The organism is Sorangium sp. So ce1014 (assembly GCF_051521505.1).
Classification (GTDB): Bacteria; Myxococcota_A; Polyangia; order Polyangiales; family Polyangiaceae; genus Sorangium.
The window spans coordinates 7,188,911-7,205,904 of the sequence record NZ_CP150356.1 but is presented as its reverse complement, the minus strand read 5'-3'; the positions used below and the strand labels follow the sequence as shown (position 1 = coordinate 7,205,904).

Here is a 16,994-nt window from a genome sequence, read left to right as displayed (position 1 = left end):
AACTCCGCCCCGGCGGACCACCGTGCTAGGGTCGGCCCATGCCCGCCCTTCGATCTTTGGCCTTGCCGATGGCAGTGGCCGCGTCGATGCTCGGCCCGCTGACCGCTTGCTCCGAGCGGCCTACGAGCTTTCCCGATCGCGACGGCGTCATCGCCGCCCAGGCCGAGTGGTGCGCCGCGCTCGCCAAGCTCCAGCGCGCCGGCGCGTCCTGGGAGCACCTCAACGCGTGCAAGGCCGCCTACCCGACCTCCTCGCCCACCTATCTCCGTGCGATGACGAGCTGCTTCTCGCGGCGGATGGAGGCCTCCACCGAGAGCTCGCCTGACCGGAGCCAGATCATCCTCGAGTGCAACGACGAGGTGGCCGTCAAGATCAACCCGGACGAGCCGACGGCGAAGCCCGTCATCGACTCCCGCTGCGCGCGCATGGCCCGCTGCGAGAAGATCCCCGTCGCCGACTGCAAGGCCGCGTTCAGCAAGCTCGAGACGGCCCAGCGCGCGATGTTCACCTCGATCTACAACGGCGCCGGCCGCTACGAGATCATCGACTGCCTCGACAACGCGAGCTGCACCGACAACGAGGAGGCGGGCCGCCAGGCCTGTTACAAGCCCACCTCCGACGAGCTGCTCTGGTTCCCGGACTGAGCCCGCGCTCCCGGCGGACGCCGGGCGCGCCAGCGGACCGCACCCGCGGCCGCGGAGTGCCCGCGCCGCCGGCCCCTCGTCCGCGCCGCCGGCCTCCTTAGTCCGCGCCGCTGGCCCTCTCGTCCGCGCCTCGTTTCCAAGAAATCCCTGGTAGCGTGCTGCGCATGCGAACCGCCCGACCTCGAACCGGTCACCTCTCTCAGCCCGGCGCGCGACGTCAGCGCGCCGAGCGTTCTCACGCCCGCCCCGCCCACGCCCGCTCCGGAGCGGCGCGCCGCCTCGCCGGAGGCGGCCGCGGGCTCCTGCTCGCGCGCGTCGTCGCGGCCGCGCTCGCCCTGATCGGGGCGTGGTTGCCCGCGACCGCGGCGCACGCGGCGGGCACCGTCACCATCGCCGATCGCGCGCCCCAGGAGGACGGCGGCCGCTGGAAGCTCAAGATGACGATCAACTACGGAGGGACGCCGCACCTCTCGCACATCCCGATGCTGTTCTCGTTCACGCCGACGATGCACTACGAGCGAGCGCTCACCGACCAGTCGCCCGAGAAGCCGATCCTGAACCGCATCCCGCTCCAGAACCAGCAGTCGATCAACGAGAGCATGGACGTCGGCTTCTCCGACGGCAGCGGCAAGGTCTTCAAGATCACCAAGTTCGACTTCGTCCTCCGGCGCGATCGCGGCTTCGAGGCCGGCGAGTACGAGCTCGTGATCAAGCGCGCGAGCGACGGCGTGCAGATGGGGCAGAAGCAGAAGATCACCCTGAAGGGCGACAACGAGATCATGGATCGCCGCGCGATCGTCTTCACCGGCGAGAAGAAGAAGAAGAAGGACGACAAGGCGGCCGGCGCCGAGACCGAGAAGAGCGACGAGGCCGAGAAGGAGCCCGCGTCCGACGCCGAGCCCGCGTCCGACCCCGCGGAGGCGGAGGCGCCCTCCGACGCCGAGCTCCCGCCCGACGAGGCGCCGCCCCCGGTCTCGCCGAAGCAGGGCGGCTGCGGCTGCCGGCTCTCGCCCGAGGAGGCCGCGACGCCCCTCGCCTTGCCGCTCGTCGCCCTGGGCGCGGCGGCCGCGATCGCGCGAAGGCGCCGCGCGCGCCGCGGCTAGCGTCGCACGCCGCGGCCGGGCGCACGCCGCGGCCGGGCGCACGCCGCGATCTGTCGCAGCGCGCGCCGATCGCCCGCGCCCGCAGCCCGGGCGGACGGATCTCTGCGAGACAGCCTCTGCGCTGGACGGCGCGCGTGGCCTCGGCCCGCGGCGCCCGCACCTCGTGATCTCCCTTGCAGGGACCACCCGAGCCCGCAGACAATCCCTCTGCCGACGCCGACTGCCCGCGACTCCCTCGCGGGCCCGCCGTCGCCAATCCAATCGATGAGCTCCCTAGTCCCTGCCCACCAGCACCCCCTGCTGTACGCGGTCTTCGTGCGCGTCTGGCTCCATGAGCTCTCGCGCGCCGCCAAGGCCAGGGTGACGCTCGCCAGCGTGCCCGACGCGGCGCTCGACCGGCTCGCCGCGCTCGGCGTCGACTACGTGTACCTGATGGGCGTCTGGACGCTCGGCCAGGAGGGCCCGCGCCTCTCGCTCACGCACCCCGACCTGCGCGCCGAGTACGATCGCGTGCTGCCGGACTGGACCGAGGCCGACGTGGCCGGCTCCCCGTTCGCCGTCGCGCGGTACGAGGTGAGCCCCGCGTTCGGCGGCGACGCCGCGCTCGCGGATCTGCGCCGGCGCCTCGCGGCGCGCGGCATCGGGATCCTCCTTGACTTCGTCCCCAACCACGTCGCGCGCGACCACCACTGGGTCAAGGAGAAGCCCGAGTGCTTCATCGTCGGCGACGACGGCGCTCCGCTCAGCGGGCGTGACCCCTACATCCCGCCGTGGCCTGACACCGCCCAGCTCGACTACCGCCTCGCGGCGACGCGCGCCGCCTCCACCGAGGCGCTCCGCAGCGTCGCGTCGCGCTGCGACGGCGTCCGCTGCGACATGGCCATGCTGGTGATCGACGACATCTTCCGGCACACGTGGGCCAAGCGGCCGCCCGCAGCGCGAAAGGCCGAGGCCACCGGCGAGTTCTGGGCGGAGGCCATCGACGCCGTCCGCCGCGACCACCCGAGCTTCGTCTTCATCGCCGAGGCGTTCTGGGATCTCGAGTGGCGGCTGCAGATGCTCGGGTTCGACTACACCTTCGACAAGAGCCTTTACGATCGGCTGAGCCACGCCTCCGCGTCCTCGGTCCGCGGCCACCTCGCGGCCACGCCGGACTACCAGCGGCGGAGCGTCCGCTTCATCGAGCACCACGACGAGCCGCGCATCGCGGCCGTGCTCCCGCCGGACCGGCGCCGGGCCGCGGAGTTCATCGCCGCGACGGTGCCCGGCATGCGGTTCATCCACCACGGCCAGCTCGAGGGGCGCACGGTGCGCGCCTCGCTGCACCTCGCCCGCGCCCCCGAGGAGCCGGTCGATCAGGCGTGCCTCGCCTTCCACGAGCGGCTCCTCGCCGCGGTGCGTCGTCCCATCCTGCGCACCGGGAGCTTCGCCACGCTCACCCCGCGCGGCCCGGGCGCCGACGCGTTCGTCGCCTACCGGTGGGAGCCGCTCCCGGCCTGCGGCGCGCCCCGCAGCGCGGCGCCGCTCGTGGCGGTGGTCAACTTCGCCCCGTCGCGCAGCGGGTGCCGCATCCCGCTCGACCTCGCCGGCATCGCGGGCCGCAAGGTCCTGCTCGTCGATCTCATGACCGGCAACGAGCACCCGCGCGACGGCGACGAGCTCGTCGATCTGTCGCGCGGCCTCGGCGTCGAGCTCCCCGCGTACGGCATCCACCTCTTCGAGATCCGGCGCTGAGCGGCCGGCGCGCCCGGGTCGGTCCGAGCTCGGAGGTCCTCATGTCGGATGCCGGCGCCGCCGCGCCTTTCCGCCTCATCACCATCCCTTTCAGCCACTACTGCGAGAAGGCGCGGTGGGCGCTCGACCGCGCCGGCGTGCCGTACCGGGAGGACGCCTACCTCCCGCTCGCCCACGCGCTCCCGTCGCTGCGCGCGGGCGGGCGCCGCTCCGTGCCGGTGCTCGTCACGCGGGCGGGGGCGCTCGGCGACTCGACCGACATCCTGCGCTACGCCGACGCGTTCGTCCCGTCGGAGCACGCGCTCTTCCTCGGCGAGCCCGACGCGCGCCGCGCCGAGGTCGAGGCGCTCGAGGAGCGCTTCGACCGCGAGCTCGGCCCCGCCGTCCGCCGCGTCGTGTATTTCCACCTCCTGCCCGACGAGGAGGCCGCGTTCGCCTTGATGAGCGGGTCGTTCCGCTCGCTCGAGGGCGCCGGCGCGGCGCCGCGTTTCTGGCTCGGGCGCGGCGCCTTTCGCGCCTACTTCCCTGTCGCGCGCGCGGTCATGAGGCGCGCGATGCGCATCGACGCTGTCGGCGCCGAGCGCTCGCGGGGCAAGATCCGCGCGGTCTTCGACGCGGTGAACGAGCGCCTGCGCGACGGGCGCCCGTTCCTCGTCGGCGACCGGTTCTCGGCCGCCGATCTCGCGTTCGCCGCGCTCGCCGCGCCGCTGCTCGTGCCCGAGCGCCACCCGGTGCCCCTCCCGCTGCCCGGCGCGCTGCCGTCCGGCCTCCGCGACCTCGCCGAGTCGCTCCGCGACGAGCCGGCCGGCGTGTTCGTCCAGCGCCTGTACCGCGAGCAGCGGCACCGGAAGGCCGGGCTCCACGCCGGCGGGTGACGCACGGCGCCGCCGCCGCGCTCACCCGCGCGCCGCCGCCGCGCTCACCCGCGCGCCGCCGCCGCGCTCACCCGCGCGCCGGCACGCTCGCGAGCAGGTCCCGCACCGCCGGCCCTGCCTTCAGCGGCTCGCGGTGCGCCCCGAAGTGCCGCGCGTGATCCCGGACCGCCCCGATCGCCGCCTCGGGGGCGAGGCCGTGCCGGGCGCGCAGCCACGCCGCCAGCACGATGCCCGCGCGGCCCGCGCCGGAGGCGCAGTGCACAACGATCGGCGCGCCGCCGGCCTCCGCGCGCCGGAGCGCGACGAGCGCCTGCTCCAGCGCGTCGGGCGAGGGGATCGCGCCCCCCTCGAGCGGCACGTGCGTCACCCGGAGGAACTCGCGCTGGTAGCGGCTGACGAGCGGGACCCGGTGGAGCGCCAGCTCTCCCTCGTCGAGCAGGCACAGCACCTCGCGCATGCCGTGCCGCGCCATGAAGCCGAGCCACGCCTCGACGGGGCCGTCGCTCGGATCGGGCTGCTGCGCGGCGCCCGGCGTCGGGGCCACGGACGAGCGGATCCCGGAGGCCGACCACAGCGCCATCCCGAAGCCGGGGCGCTCCGCGCCGTGCACGACCCTGTCGAGCGGCGACGCGGACGCGAAGTTGAAGGGGACCGGCGTCGACTGCTCGCGCTCGCTCCGGTAGAAGAGCTCGAACTCCGCGACGGAGGCCTCGAGCTCGGGGTCGTCGATCGAGCCCGGCCGCGCGCGTCGCACCTCGTGGATGGCCTCGGCCGGCGACCGGCCCAGCGACACGAGGCGGCACGCGAGCACCACCCCGGTGCGTCCGATGCCGCCCTCTCCGTGCACGACGATCGGCCGCGGCGCCCGGTCGAGGAACGCCACGGCGCGCAGGAGGTCCACGCTCGGGATGCGCGTGAAGTCTGCGAGCGGGCAGTGCAGGTGGACGAGCGAGCCGAGCGCGTGCGGCGGCGGCGCCCGCCGCGAGAGCGACACGATGCTGCGGAAGCCGAGCTCCGCGAGCTCCTCGACCGCCCGCGGCGCGTGGGGGTACGCCATGCCGGCGAGCTCGCCGGGGATGACGAAGGAGAAATGTTCGAGCTCACTCATGGCCGCCGCCTGGCGCGCACAGGGTCGTGGCCTGCGCCTCGCGGTAGGGGGTCTGCCCGCATCGGCCCTGGAGGTCGCAGCTCGCCCCGTCCCCTGTCGTCTCTTCGCGGACCGACGCGGCAGGGCGCTGCTCCGGGCCGTCGCGCGTTGGTTGCGCGCTGCGTCCTCGGGCGAGCGAGGCGCCGGGCGGGGCGGTGGCGGCGAGGCTGCGGACCGCCGGGAGCGTGGGCCTGGGCGCGAGAGCATTCCTCATGGTGGGTCCGCATTGTAACGGTACTTCACGGCCGCTTGGCAGCCGTCACGGCAAGCCCGGTTCGTCCTGGTCGCGGCGGGAGCGGTGAGCCGGTGGTGGCCTGACCTACCCCGCAGTGAATCCCATGAAGGCGGGAAGGCAGGAAGATCATTGAGCTTTTCCTCCCGCCTTCCCGCCTTCCTGTTCAAATCCGGCCACCCCCGGGGAGCGGGGCAGGAGCGGCGGGGCCGAGCCGCGACGATCGCACGTCGCTCCTGGTTCCCTCGGCACGGTCCGGCGTGTATGAAGGGCCCGTGGTCCGCTACTCCCCCGCCCGGACGGCGATCCTGCGCCCCCTGATGCTCGTCGCGCTCGGGCTCGGGTCGGCCTGCAGCGGCGCCGCGTCTCCGGCGCCGGCGCTCCCCGGCGGAGAGGCGCCCGCGCCCCTGGCGGCGCCCGCGGCCCCCCGGCCTCAGGCGGCTCCCCCGCAGGAGGCGCCTCCCAGCGTGGCCGAGGCGCAGGCCTTCCTGGCCGGCGTCGACCGGGAGCTGCGCAGGCTGCGGCTCCAGGCCGCGCGCGCGGCGTGGGTCAACCAGACCTTCATCACGGACGACACCGACGCGCTCTCCGCCTCCGCCGAGGAGGCGAGCATGGAGTACCTCAACCGCGCGATGAAGGCGGCGAGGCGCTTCGATGGTCTCGCGCTGCCCGCGGAGCTCGCCCGCCAGCTGACGCTCCTCAAGATCTCGACCACCCTGCCGGCGCCGAGCGACCCGGCCGAGCGCGCGGAGCTGGCCGCGCTCTCGGTCGAGATGACGAGCCTCTACGGCAAGGGCAAGTACTGCCCGGAGGGCAAGCCGGGACGCGCCGCGCCGGCGGGCGCGGCGGCGCCGAAGTGCCTCGCGCTCGACGAGCTCTCCAACGTCCTGAAGACCAGCCGCAAGTGGGACGAGCTGCTCGATGCGTGGGCGGGCTGGCACGCGATCGCCCCGCCGCTCCGCCCGAAGTTCGAGCGCTACGTCGCCCTCGGCAACAAGGGGGCCGCGGAGGTCGGCTTTTCGGACGTCGGCGCGCTCTGGCGGGCCGGGTACGACATGCCCCCCGAGGCGTTCGAGGCCGAGACCGAGCGGCTCTGGGGCAAGCTGAAGCCGCTCTATGACGAGCTGCATTGCTACGTGCGCGCCAGGCTGCGCGCGACCCACGGGAAGGACAGGATCGGCGACAAGGCCCCGATCCCGGCGCACGTGCTCGGCAACATGTGGGCGCAGGAGTGGTCGAACGTCTACGCGCTCATGGAGCCGTACAAGGGCCAGCCCTCGCTCGACGTGACGCGCAAGATCAAGGCGAAGAAGCTCGACGAGAAGCAGATGGTCTCGCTCGGCGAGCGGTTCTTCACCTCGCTCGGCTTCGACCCGCTGCCGGCGACGTTCTGGGAGCGGTCGCTGCTCAAGAAGCCCGTCGATCGCGAGGTCGTCTGTCACGCGAGCGCCTGGGACGTGGGCGACCGGGACGATCTCCGCATCAAGATGTGCATCGAGCCGACCGAGGAGGATCTCATCACGATCCACCACGAGCTCGGGCACGTCTATTACAACCATCAGTATTACAAGCTCCCGATCCTGTTCCAGTCGGGCGCCAACGACGGCTTCCACGAGGGGATCGGGGACACGCTCGCCCTCTCCGTGACGCCGAGCTACCTGAAGACGCTTGGGCTCATCGACAGGGTGCCCGCGGACGACAAGGGGCTCATCAACTTCCTCTTCAAGAAGGCGCTCGACAAGATCGCGTTCCTGCCGTTCGGCAAGCTCATCGACCAGTGGCGGTGGGACGTCTTCTCGGGCAGGACGAAGCCGGCCGACTACAACAAGGCGTGGTGGGCGCTCCGGCTCAAGTACCAGGGCGTCGCGCCGCCCGTGCCGCGCAGCGAGGCCGACTTCGACCCGGGGGCGAAGTTCCACGTCCCGGCGAACGTCCCGTACACGCGGTATTTTCTCGCGCACATCTATCAGTTCCAGTTCCACCGGGCGCTCTGCAAGGCGGCCGGGCACACGGGGCCGCTCCATGCGTGCTCGATCCACGGCAGCGAGGCCGCTGGCGAGAAGCTGCGCGCCATGCTGTCGCTCGGCGCGAGCCGCCCGTGGCAGGAGGCGATGCAGGCGATGACGGGCGAGACCGGGGCCGATCCGAGCGCGATGCTTGAGTACTTCGAGCCGCTGAGGAGGTGGCTCAAGGAGCAGAACAAGGGTGAAGTCTGTGGGTGGTAATCGAGCGTAGGTGAGCTGTGCGTGTCTTCGTCGCTGTTGATCCAGGAGCTGAGCTCCTCGCCAAGGTCGGAGATCTCCTGCGGGAGATCTCGCCCCGGGCTCCGTCCGCCAAGTGGGTGGAGCCTGCCGGGTTGCATATCACGCTCGCCTTCATGGGCGAGATCGGAGAGGAGCGCTTGCCGCTCGTCATCGCGGCGGCCGGGAGCGTCGCCGCCTTCCACAGGCCGCTGAGGCTGAGTATCGAGAAGGGCGGGGCGTTCGGCACGCGGCGCCGCCCGCGCGTGCTCTGGCTCGGCGTGGGCGGCGCGGTCGCCGCCCTCACCGCGATCCACCGCGACCTGGAGCAGACGCTCTCGATGTCGACGGGCTACGTGCCGGAGGACCGGCCGTTCGCGCCGCACCTCACCCTCGCCCGGTCGCGCGATCCGCGCGGCGATCCGGCGCTCGACTCGTGCGCTCAGGCGGTCGGCAACGTCGACTTCGGCGAGACGCGGATCGAGGAGATCATCGTCTACCAGAGCGAGATGACCCCGAAGGGCGCGCGCTACACGGCGCTCGCGCGCGTGCCGCTGGAGGGGATCGGCGCCCCGGAGCAGGGGCGCTGAGCTTCGCCCGTCGAGGCGACGGCGTCGCTCTCGAGCGCCTCGGCGCGCGCGCTGCGCGGGCGCCGGCACGGGCCTGGGCCGCGCCGCCTCCGCGAGCTCGTCAGCGCTTGCGCGGCGCGGGGACGAGCCCGAGGCGCACCGCCTCCTTGTAGGCGAACGAGCGGCTCAGCCCGAGCAGCCGGCCCGCCGTCGCCGCGTTGCCGCCGGCGGCCCGGAAGGCGCGCGCGAACGCCTCGCGACGCGCCCTCTCCAGCGTCTCGACCAGCGGCACCACCGGCTCCTCCGGCGGCGCGTCCCCGAGCCACAGCGGCGCTCCGGCGGGCTCGACGAGCAGCGCGCCGGGGCGCTCCGGCGCGTCGCCGGCGACGGGATCGACGTCCTCGCGCCGCAGCACGAGCTGCCTGCCGGCGGCGCTCTTGCCCTCCGCGATCGTCCGGCGCAGCGCGGCGCGCTGCACGGTGTTCTTCAGCTCGCGGACGTTGCCTGGAAAGGCGCCCTGCGTGAGCGCGAGCAGCGCCGGCGCGGTGAAGTCCACGCGCTCCGCGCCGAGCTCGGCCGCGACCTCCGCGGCGAAGCGCTCCGAGAGCGCCGGGATGTCCTCGCGCCGCTCGCGCAAGGGCGGCACGCAGATCGGGTAGACCCAGAGCCGGTGGAACAGATCGGCGCGGAAGCGACCCTCCGCGACCTCCCGCCGGAGATCGCGGTTCGTGGCCGCGACGACCCGCACCTCGACGCGGCGCGCCCGGTCCTCGCCCACGGGCTGGATCTCCCCCTCCTGCAGCGCGCGCAGGAGCTGCGCCTGCGCCGGGAGCGGGAGCTCGCCGATCTCGTCGAGGAAGATCGTCCCGCCGTGCGCCGCCTCGAACCTGCCGGCGCGCGCCGCCGTGGCGCCGGTGAAGGCGCCTTTCCTGTGGCCGAAGAGCTCCGACTCGACGAGCTGGGCCGGTATCGCCGCGCAGTTGACGATCACGAGGGCCCGCCCCGCCCGGGGCGACCGCTCGTGCAGCGCGCGGGCGACGAGCTCCTTGCCCACGCCCGTCTCGCCCGTGATGAGCACCGGCACGGGCAGCGGGGCGAGCATCGCGATCTCGCGCTCGATCCGCTGCATCGCGGCTGACCTGCCGGGCAGCGCCGGGCTCCCGGGCGCGCCGCCGAGCGCGAGGCCCGCCTCCGTCGTGGCGAGGGCCGGCGCGAGGCCGGCGTCGAGCCGCAGCGCGCCGGCGCAGAGCCCCGCGAACACGCGCGCGTCCTCGTCGCGCAGGCCGCGGAGGCCGTGGGGATCGCAGGCGTCGAGCGTGAGCAGCCCCGCGAGGCGGCCCTGCACGCGGAGCGGGACGGCCATGCAGGCGTGGATCGGGTTGATCTCGCCGGCGCTGCCGAGCAGCCAGCCGCTGTAGGGGTCGGGCTCGCTCGGGTCGAGGAACCGGATCGGCCCGGCCGCGAGCGTCGCCCTGCGGAGCCGCGGGTGCTCCGCGGGCCGGAAGCTGATCCCGAGGGCGGCCGGCGACAGCCCGATCTGCGCGGCGACGCCGACCGACCCGTCCTCTGAGGCCGCGAGCACCGAGAGCGCGTCCGCCGCCGTCACCTGCGCGAGCGCGCGCAGGATCCGCTGCAGCGCCTCGTCGCGGACGGGCGCTTCGGACAGGCTGAGCACGGCGTCGAGCAGGGTCACGGGGTTCCTCGAGGAGACGGATGCGACGGCGGTTTCCTTCCGGAAACCACCGCAGGAAACACCCTGGGGTCCGGCGGCGCAAGCGCGGCTGGGCGTCTCGCGGGCGCGGCGTCGCCTTCGCGACCGCGCGCGGCTGCGGGCCTGGTTTCCTGGAGGAAACCGTCGCCGGTCGCGGCGCGCGCCGGGCGGGCGGGATCGGCGCGATCTGCCGGAGAGACGCTCATGGCACGGCCCGTGCGATGTCCCTGTGCGCCGGCGGGGGAGCTGGACGGCGAAGAAAACGGCTGGCGCGCGGGCACCGCGCCCGGCTCGGAGGGTTGTCATGGGATTGAACGTGGGCCTGCTGCGGGAGAGCTTCGAGCTCGTGATCGAGAGGGAGCCTAACCTCACACACCGTTTCTACGGCATCCTGTTCTCGCGGTATCCGCAGGTGAAGCCGCTCTTCGGGCGCAACAGCCAGGACCATCAGGAGAAGATGCTCACCGAGACGCTCGCCGCGGTCATCGACCGGCTGGAAGACGCGTCCTGGCTCGAGGAGAAGCTCATGGCGATGGGGGCCAAGCACGTCGACTACGGCGTCACGGACGCGATGTACCCCTGGGTCGCCGACGCGCTGATCTCGGCGATGGCCGAGGTCGCCGCCGCCGACTGGACCCCCGAGCACCAGCAGGCCTGGACGGACGCGCTCGGCGCCATCGCCTCGCTCATGCAGGGCGGAGCGAGGACGTACTGCGCCGGCCGGCCCGACGCGCCGGCGCCCGCGGCGCAGGTCGGCGGCTAGCGCGCCGATCCGGCAAAAATATCAATAAATTCGATGCGTTATGACTCGGCGCGCACGTCGCGCCCGCCCCTCCGCGCGCCAGGGATCGCTGGCGCGCGGAACCTGGGCGACGCCCCCTCGACCTCGCCGCCCGCGGGGCTGGCGCGGCGCGCCGGGGGCGTCACTCTCCCATCGCCTTGACGACGACGCGCTTGCGCCGCTTGCCGTCGAACTCGGCGTAGAAGATCTGCTGCCACGGCCCGAGATCGAGCTTCCCCGCGGTGATCGGCACGATCACCTGGTGGTGCACGAGGATCGATTTGAGGTGGGCGTCGCCGTTGTCCTCGCCGGTCCGGTGGTGGTGGTAGTCGGGCCCCTCGGGGGCGAGCTGCTGGAGCCACGCCCAGATGTCTTCCCAGAGGCCCGGCTCGTGGTCGTTCACGAACACGCCGGCGGTGATGTGCATGGCGCTCACGAGGACCATGCCCTCCTGGATGCCGCTCGCGGCGACGACGGCCGCGACGCGATCGGTGACGTTGATGAGCTCGCGCTTGGCCTTCGTCTCGAAGTAGAAATACTCGGTCTTCGACTTCATGGCTCCTCCCGCGCGCGCACGTCACGGAGCGTGACGGAGCGCGCGATCAACGATCGCGCCGCTCAGGGGTAGAGCCGCTCGACGCGCCAGCGGTCGCCGTCGCGGAGGTAGAGCACGCGATCGTGCAGGCGGCTCTCCTGGCCGCGCCAGAGCTCGATGCGCTCCGGCACCACGCGGTAGCCGCCCCAGAACGCCGGCCGGGGCACCGGGCGTCCCTCGAAGCGGGCCTCGATCTCGCGCACCCGCTCGATGAGCTCCTCGCGCGAGGGCAGCGGCGCGCTCTGCCGCGACGCCCACGCGCCGATCTGGCTGCCCCGCGCGCGGGTCTCGAAGTAGGCATCCGACTCTGCGTCGCTGATCCGCTCGATGCGGCCCTCGACACGGACCTGCTCGGCCGCCTTCGCCCAGTGGATGCACAGCGCGGCGAACGGGTTCGCCGCGATCTCCAGCGCCTTGCGGCTCTCGTAGTTGGTGAAGAACACGAACCCGCGCTCGTCGATGCCCTTCAGCAGCACCATCCGCGCCGAGGGGCGCCCGGACGCATCCGCCGTGGCCAGCGTCATGGCGGTCGCGTCGGTCGGTTCAGTGGTTTGCCGCTGCTCCAGGAGCTCGCGCGCGAGGGCGAAGGGGTCGGTCGGCTCGTTGGTCATGGTGAAACTGCGGCATGCATATACAGGCAGCGAGCGCGCCTGGCGAACTCGAACGGGCCCCTTGTCCCCGCGAACGCGCCGTGTCGAGGTGGCGAGGAAACAAGGCGCGCGCGTTCTCCCGGCGGCGATGCGCGCGCCCTCGGCGGCGAGGAGGGCGTGGCGGCTTTTCTTTCCGGGAAAGCTCGCGTTGTCGCGCACTCGCCGTTTTGATACTAGCGAAGACTCAGAGCGAGGGCGTGCATGGTCGTACCGGTCAACGTGGGGGACGTCCTCGCGGAGAAATACGAGGTCGAGCGCGTCCTCGGAGAAGGCGGGATGGGCGTGGTGGTCGCCGCCCGTCATCTCCTGCTCGGCGAGCGGGTAGCCATCAAGTTCCTGCTGCCGCAGGCGCGCCAGCGCGCTGATCTCGTGGCCCGCTTCCTGCGTGAGGCGCAGGCCGCGGCGCGCATCCGGAGCGAGCACGTGACGCGGGTGTACGACGTCGGCAAGCTCGCCGGGGGCGAGCCGTACCTCGTGATGGAGTACCTCGAGGGGACCGACCTGAAGGCCCTGCTGCGCGACCGCGGGCCGCTGCCGGTCGAGCTCGCGTGCGACTACCTGCTGCAGGCGTGCGAGGCGCTCGCGGAGGCGCACGCGCTCGGCATCATCCATCGGGATCTGAAGCCGGGCAATCTGTTCCTGAGCCAGCGGGCCGACGGCAGCCCGCTCATCAAGGTCATCGATTTCGGCATCTCCAAGATGGCCCTCGCGGCGGAGACGACGGGACCCAAGGTGCGCGACATGACCGAGAGCTCGGCGATGCTGGGCTCTCCGCTCTACATGGCGCCCGAGCAGATGGTCTCCTCGAAGACGGTCGATGCGCGCGCCGACGTCTGGTCGATGGGCGCGATCCTCCATCAGCTGCTCACGGGCGCCCTGCCCTTCCGTGGCGAGTCGGTGATGGAGATCTACGACCGCATCCTGGAGGGGCCGCCGCGGCTCCGCGGGCTGCGCGCCGACGTGCCCGAGCGCCTCGAGTGGGCGGTGCACCGCTGCCTCCAGAGGAACCCTGCCGAGCGATTCGGCAATATCGCCGAGCTCGCCGCGGAGCTCGCCCATTTCGCGCCGCCGCACGCGCAGCACCTGGCCGAGCGCGCCGCGCGCGTGCTGCGGATCCGCCTCGACGCGCTCGCCGAGGCAGGCGCGGACGGGCGCCACGAGCTCGCGTCGCCGCGGCGCCCGCTCTCCACGGCGCCCGGGCCCGCCAGCGCGTCGCCGCAGCCCGGCGGCAGCTCGGGCGGCCCGGGTGCGCCGGCCGGCGCGGTGTGGGGCGGCGCGCCCACGGCGGTCCTGACGGACGGCGCGGCCACGGATCGCTCCTGGGGCGGTACGCGCGCCTCGTCGGGCAGCGGTCGCACCAGGGCGCGCGCCCTCGGGATCGTGGCGGCGATCGCCGCGGCGCTCCTCGGCGCCGCGGGGCTCGCGTGGTTCGCGCTCCGCCCCCCCGCGCCGGACGTGGCGGCCGGGGCGCCGGCGCCCTCGTCGTCGCCGGAGACGCCGTCGCGCGATGCGGCGGCGCCTGCGGCGGATCCCACGGCCGGCGGGCTCGCCGAGCTCCCCGACGGCGGCCCCGCGGCGCAGCCGGGGGCGAGCGCGACCGTGGCCGTCAGCGCGCTCGGGACGGTGGAGCCGGCGGCGAGCGGGTCCACGGCGCCCCAGCCGGCCGTGTCAGCGAAGGGGGCGCGGCCGCCCGGGCGGCCCTCGCAGCCGCCGCCTCGGCCCACGTCGTCCCGGCCGCAAGACCTGTTTTCTGATCCACGATGACATCACGTGAGCCCAAGAGAGGTCCTGTCTTGCTTTGCCATTGTCGTCACTCGAGCACCTCTCCTGAGGCTGGCTACCGCGCGGCGGCCTCCGGCGCACCGTGGACCGGGGGCGCGCGCCGCCGAGCGCTCGCGCTCCTGTCGACGCTCGCCGCGCTCACGGCGCTCGCGCCGGCCGCGCGCGCCGCGGAGCCCACCCGGGAGGAGCGCGCCGCCGCGGTCGCGCTGTTCGACGAGGGGCGCGCGCTGATGGCCGCGGGCAAGCACGCCGAGGCCTGCCCGAAGCTCGCCGAGAGCCATCAGATCGACCCGGGCATCGGCACCCTCTTCAACCTCTCCGACTGCTACGAGCGCATCGGCCGGACCGCGACGGCGTGGATTGGCTTCCGCGACGTCGCGGCCGCCTCGCTGTCGGCCGGGCAGGCGGAGCGCGAGCGGGTGGCGCGCGCCCGGGCCGCCGCGCTCGAGCCGCGCCTCTCGCGCCTGCAGATCGTGGTCCCGAAGGAGGCGGCGCTCTCCGGGCTGGAGCTCACGCGGGACGGCGTCGCCCTGGGGCGGGCGCTCTGGGGGACGGCGGTGCCGCTCGACCCCGGCGAGCATCGGGTCGCCGCCGCGGCGCCCGGGCACGAGCCCTGGGAGACGAAGGTCGTGATCGACAAGCCGGGCGTGGTGGGCGTCACCGTGCCCGCGCTCGAGCGCGCGGCCGAGCCGGACTCCGCGGCGGGATCGAGCGCCACGTCGCGCGTGACGGTCGCGCCGCCGCCCACGGCCCGTCCGCCGGTGACCGCCCCGCCGCCGCCGCAGGGCGGGAGCCTCCGCAGGCCGATCGGCATGGTGGGGGTCGGGCTCGGCGCGGTCGGGCTCGGCGTCGGCACGGTGCTCGGCTTCATGGCCAAGTCGACCTTCGACGAGGCCACCGAGGGCGGCCACTGCGACGAGGAGGGCCGGTGCATCGATCAGACGGGCCTCGATCTCCGCGGCGACGCGGTCAGGACCGGCAACATCGGGACGGTTGTGTTCATCGGGGGGGCGGTCCTCGCGGTCGGCGGGGCGGTCCTCTGGATCACCGCGCCCTCTGCGCCCGACATCGGGACGGCATCCGCGGGCGGGCGCGGTCGGGCGGGCGACGCTCCCTTTCGCGCGCGCGTCGGCCTCGGCCCCGGGAGCGCGTGGATCACGGGCACTTTCTGAGCGGAGCGCGAGATGAGCCGGAGTGGCAGCTTCGTGGCGGTGATGGTGCTCGCGGGCTGCAATGGGATCTTCGGCATCTAGCCGGGTGAGCCGCCTCATCGGCGGAGAAGAGGTCCAGTCGGGCCTCAACGTCGCTGTGGACGGCGAGGCTTCGGGGACGCCTGAGTTGTGACGGCCTCTCCAATTTGATAATCGGGAGCACGAAGGCGAGGACGTGCATGGTCGCACCGGTCATCCAGGGGGACGTCCTCGCGGGGAAATACGAGGTCGAGCGTGTCCTCGGAGAAGGCGGGATGGGCGTGGTGGTCGCCGCCCGCCATCTCCTGCTCGGCGAGCGGGTGGCCATCAAGTTCCTGCTGCCGCAGACGCTGTCGCGCCCGGAGCTCGTGGCCCGCTTCCTGCGTGAGGCGCAGGCCGCGGCGCGCATCCGGAGCGAGCACGTGACGCGGGTGTACGACGTCGGCAAGCTCGCCGGGGGCGAGCCGTACCTCGTGATGGAGTACCTCGAGGGGACCGACCTGAAAGCCCTGCTGCGCGACCGCGGGCCGCTGCCGGTCGAGCTCGCGTGCGACTACCTGCTGCAGGCGTGCGAGGCGCTCGCGGAGGCGCACGCGCTCGGCATCATCCATCGGGATCTGAAGCCGGACAACCTGTTCCTGAGCCAGCGGGCCGACGGCAGCCCGCTCATCAAGGTCATCGATTTCGGCATCTCCAAGATGGCCCTCGCGGCGGGGATGACGGCGCCCGAGGTGTCCGACATGACCCAGACATCGACGATGCTGGGCTCTCCGCTCTACATGGCGCCCGAGCAGATGGTCTCCTCGAAGACGGTCGATGCGCGCGCCGACGTCTGGTCGATGGGCGCGATCCTCCATCAGCTGCTCACGGGCGCCCTGCCCTTTCGGGGCGAGTCGGTGATGGAAATCTACGACCGCATCCTGGAGGGGCCGCCGCGGCTCCGCGGGTTGCGCGCCGACGTGCCCGAGCGCCTCGAGTGGGCGGTGCACCGCTGCCTCCAGAGGAACCCTGCCGAGCGATTCGGCAACATCGCCGAGCTCGCCGCGGAGCTCGCCCATTTCGCGCCGCCGCACGCGCAGCACCTGGCCGAGCGGGCCGCGCGCGTGCTGCGGATCCGCCTCGACGCGATCGTCGAAGGGCGCAGCGGGCTCGCGTCGCCGCGGCGCCCGCTCTCCACGGCGCCCGGGCCCGCCAGCGCGCCGCCGCAGCCCGGCGGCAGCTCGGGCGGCCCCGGCGTGGCGGCCATCTCCGCGTGGTCCGGCGCGCCCGCGGCGCTCGTGGCCGACGGCGCGGCCCCGGATCGCTCCTGGAGCGGCGCAGGCGCCTCCGCGAGCCTTGGCCGCACCGGGGCGCGCGCGTTCGGGATCGCGGCGGGCCTCGCCGCGGCGCTCCTGGTCGGCGCGGGCTTCGGGTGGGTCGCGCTGCGCTCTCCGGCGCCGGGCACGGAGCTCGGCGCCTCCCTGTCGCCGGAGACGCCGCCGCACGGCGAGGCCGCGCCCGTGGCGCTGCCCGGGCCCGCGGCCGGCAAGCTCCCGGAGCTGCTCGACGGCGGCCCCGCGCCGGAGCCAGGCGCGCTCGGGGCTTCGCGTGCGCTGCCGCCGGCGAGCGAGCCCACGGCGCCGCCGGCGAGCGCTCCCGCGCCGGTCGTACGGCCGCCGGTGCGGCCTGCGCAGCCGCTGCCTCGGCGCCCGCCGCCCCCTCCACAAGACCTCTTCTCTGATCCGCGATGACTGACGTCCGG

15 protein-coding genes are annotated in these 16,994 nt (G+C 73.8%); 10 read left to right on the top strand and 5 right to left on the bottom strand.

Features of this window, described 5'->3' with window-relative positions:
• The first annotated feature begins 38 nt into the window (after positions 1-38).
• The 4 genes from WME75_RS27150 (at position 39) to WME75_RS27135 (ending at position 4,356) form a co-directional block, all read left to right on the top strand.
• Positions 39-644, top strand: coding sequence for a hypothetical protein (locus WME75_RS27150; protein ID WP_437476785.1), 606 nt, complete (start codon positions 39-41; stop codon positions 642-644).
• A gap of 164 nt (positions 645-808) precedes the next feature.
• Positions 809-1,747 (top strand): MYXO-CTERM sorting domain-containing protein, encoded by a 939-nt coding sequence (locus tag WME75_RS27145; RefSeq protein WP_437476784.1) that lies wholly within the window; start codon positions 809-811, stop codon positions 1,745-1,747.
• Between the two features lie 264 nt (positions 1,748-2,011).
• Entirely contained in the window at positions 2,012-3,481 is a 1,470-nt protein-coding gene (locus tag WME75_RS27140; RefSeq protein WP_437476781.1) for an alpha-amylase family glycosyl hydrolase, read from the top strand.
• 41 nt (positions 3,482-3,522) lie between these two features.
• On the top strand, positions 3,523-4,356 hold the full coding sequence (locus tag WME75_RS27135; RefSeq protein WP_437476778.1) for a glutathione S-transferase family protein: 834 nt from the start codon (positions 3,523-3,525) through the stop codon (positions 4,354-4,356).
• Between the two features lie 67 nt (positions 4,357-4,423).
• Here the strand turns inward: WME75_RS27135 and WME75_RS27130 are convergent, their stop codons facing one another.
• Positions 4,424-5,464: a phosphatase domain-containing protein gene (locus WME75_RS27130; RefSeq protein WP_437476776.1), complete on the bottom strand. Its 1,041-nt coding sequence runs from the start codon at positions 5,462-5,464 to the stop codon at positions 4,424-4,426.
• The gene (locus WME75_RS27125; RefSeq protein ID WP_437476773.1) at positions 5,457-5,717 is read right to left on the bottom strand and encodes a hypothetical protein; all 261 of its coding nucleotides are present in this window, start codon (positions 5,715-5,717) and stop codon (positions 5,457-5,459) included. The genes WME75_RS27130 and WME75_RS27125 overlap by 8 nt, the downstream gene beginning before the upstream one ends.
• 338 nt (positions 5,718-6,055) lie before the next feature.
• On the opposite strand from WME75_RS27125, the gene WME75_RS27120 reads away from it, so the two are divergent.
• On the top strand, positions 6,056-7,960 hold the full coding sequence (locus tag WME75_RS27120) for a M2 family metallopeptidase (RefSeq protein WP_437494932.1): 1,905 nt from the start codon (positions 6,056-6,058) through the stop codon (positions 7,958-7,960).
• Positions 7,961-7,977: 17 nt separating this feature from the next.
• The gene (gene thpR, locus WME75_RS27115; protein ID WP_437476770.1) at positions 7,978-8,565 is read left to right on the top strand and encodes an RNA 2',3'-cyclic phosphodiesterase; all 588 of its coding nucleotides are present in this window, start codon (positions 7,978-7,980) and stop codon (positions 8,563-8,565) included.
• 100 nt (positions 8,566-8,665) lie between these two features.
• On the opposite strand, the gene norR is transcribed toward thpR, so the two are convergent.
• A complete protein-coding gene (norR, locus tag WME75_RS27110; protein WP_437476768.1) occupies positions 8,666-10,237 on the bottom strand; it encodes a nitric oxide reductase transcriptional regulator NorR in 1,572 nt (523 codons plus the stop codon).
• Positions 10,238-10,559: 322 nt separating this feature from the next.
• Between norR and WME75_RS27105 the strand changes: the two genes are divergently transcribed.
• Positions 10,560-11,018, top strand: a complete 459-nt coding sequence (locus WME75_RS27105) for a globin domain-containing protein (RefSeq protein ID WP_437476765.1) — start codon at positions 10,560-10,562, stop codon at positions 11,016-11,018.
• A gap of 160 nt (positions 11,019-11,178) precedes the next feature.
• Here WME75_RS27105 and WME75_RS27100 read toward each other — a convergent pair whose 3' ends face one another.
• Positions 11,179-11,592: a secondary thiamine-phosphate synthase enzyme YjbQ gene (locus WME75_RS27100; RefSeq protein ID WP_437476763.1), complete on the bottom strand. Its 414-nt coding sequence runs from the start codon at positions 11,590-11,592 to the stop codon at positions 11,179-11,181.
• A gap of 62 nt (positions 11,593-11,654) precedes the next feature.
• The gene (pdxH, locus tag WME75_RS27095; RefSeq protein WP_437476760.1) at positions 11,655-12,242 is read right to left on the bottom strand and encodes a pyridoxamine 5'-phosphate oxidase; all 588 of its coding nucleotides are present in this window, start codon (positions 12,240-12,242) and stop codon (positions 11,655-11,657) included.
• Positions 12,243-12,482: 240 nt separating this feature from the next.
• Between pdxH and WME75_RS27090 the strand changes: the two genes are divergently transcribed.
• The 3 genes from WME75_RS27090 to WME75_RS27080 all read left to right on the top strand — a co-directional run bounded on the left by WME75_RS27090 (position 12,483) and on the right by WME75_RS27080 (position 16,983).
• Positions 12,483-14,045 carry a serine/threonine-protein kinase gene (locus tag WME75_RS27090; RefSeq protein WP_437476757.1) on the top strand — a complete coding sequence of 521 codons (1,563 nt, stop codon included), beginning with the start codon at positions 12,483-12,485 and terminating at the stop codon, positions 14,043-14,045.
• 29 nt (positions 14,046-14,074) lie between these two features.
• Entirely contained in the window at positions 14,075-15,235 is a 1,161-nt protein-coding gene (locus tag WME75_RS27085; RefSeq protein WP_437476754.1) for a hypothetical protein, read from the top strand.
• Between the two features lie 218 nt (positions 15,236-15,453).
• Positions 15,454-16,983, top strand: coding sequence for a serine/threonine-protein kinase (locus WME75_RS27080; RefSeq protein WP_437476752.1), 1,530 nt, complete (start codon positions 15,454-15,456; stop codon positions 16,981-16,983).
• Positions 16,984-16,994: the final 11 nt, after the last annotated feature.

Coding starts and splice junctions, on each gene's coding strand:
- WME75_RS27150 (WP_437476785.1), top strand. CDS start 39: ATGCCCGCCCTTCGATCTTTGGCCTTGCCGATGGCAGTGGCCGCGTCG.
- WME75_RS27145 (WP_437476784.1), top strand. CDS start 809: ATGCGAACCGCCCGACCTCGAACCGGTCACCTCTCTCAGCCCGGCGCG.
- WME75_RS27140 (WP_437476781.1), top strand. CDS start 2,012: ATGAGCTCCCTAGTCCCTGCCCACCAGCACCCCCTGCTGTACGCGGTC.
- WME75_RS27135 (WP_437476778.1), top strand. CDS start 3,523: ATGTCGGATGCCGGCGCCGCCGCGCCTTTCCGCCTCATCACCATCCCT.
- WME75_RS27130 (WP_437476776.1), bottom strand. CDS start 5,464: ATGAGTGAGCTCGAACATTTCTCCTTCGTCATCCCCGGCGAGCTCGCC.
- WME75_RS27125 (WP_437476773.1), bottom strand. CDS start 5,717: ATGAGGAATGCTCTCGCGCCCAGGCCCACGCTCCCGGCGGTCCGCAGC.
- WME75_RS27120 (WP_437494932.1), top strand. CDS start 6,056: ATGCTCGTCGCGCTCGGGCTCGGGTCGGCCTGCAGCGGCGCCGCGTCT.
- WME75_RS27105 (WP_437476765.1), top strand. CDS start 10,560: ATGGGATTGAACGTGGGCCTGCTGCGGGAGAGCTTCGAGCTCGTGATC.
- WME75_RS27100 (WP_437476763.1), bottom strand. CDS start 11,592: ATGAAGTCGAAGACCGAGTATTTCTACTTCGAGACGAAGGCCAAGCGC.
- pdxH (WP_437476760.1), bottom strand. CDS start 12,242: ATGACCAACGAGCCGACCGACCCCTTCGCCCTCGCGCGCGAGCTCCTG.
- WME75_RS27090 (WP_437476757.1), top strand. CDS start 12,483: ATGGTCGTACCGGTCAACGTGGGGGACGTCCTCGCGGAGAAATACGAG.
- WME75_RS27080 (WP_437476752.1), top strand. CDS start 15,454: ATGGTCGCACCGGTCATCCAGGGGGACGTCCTCGCGGGGAAATACGAG.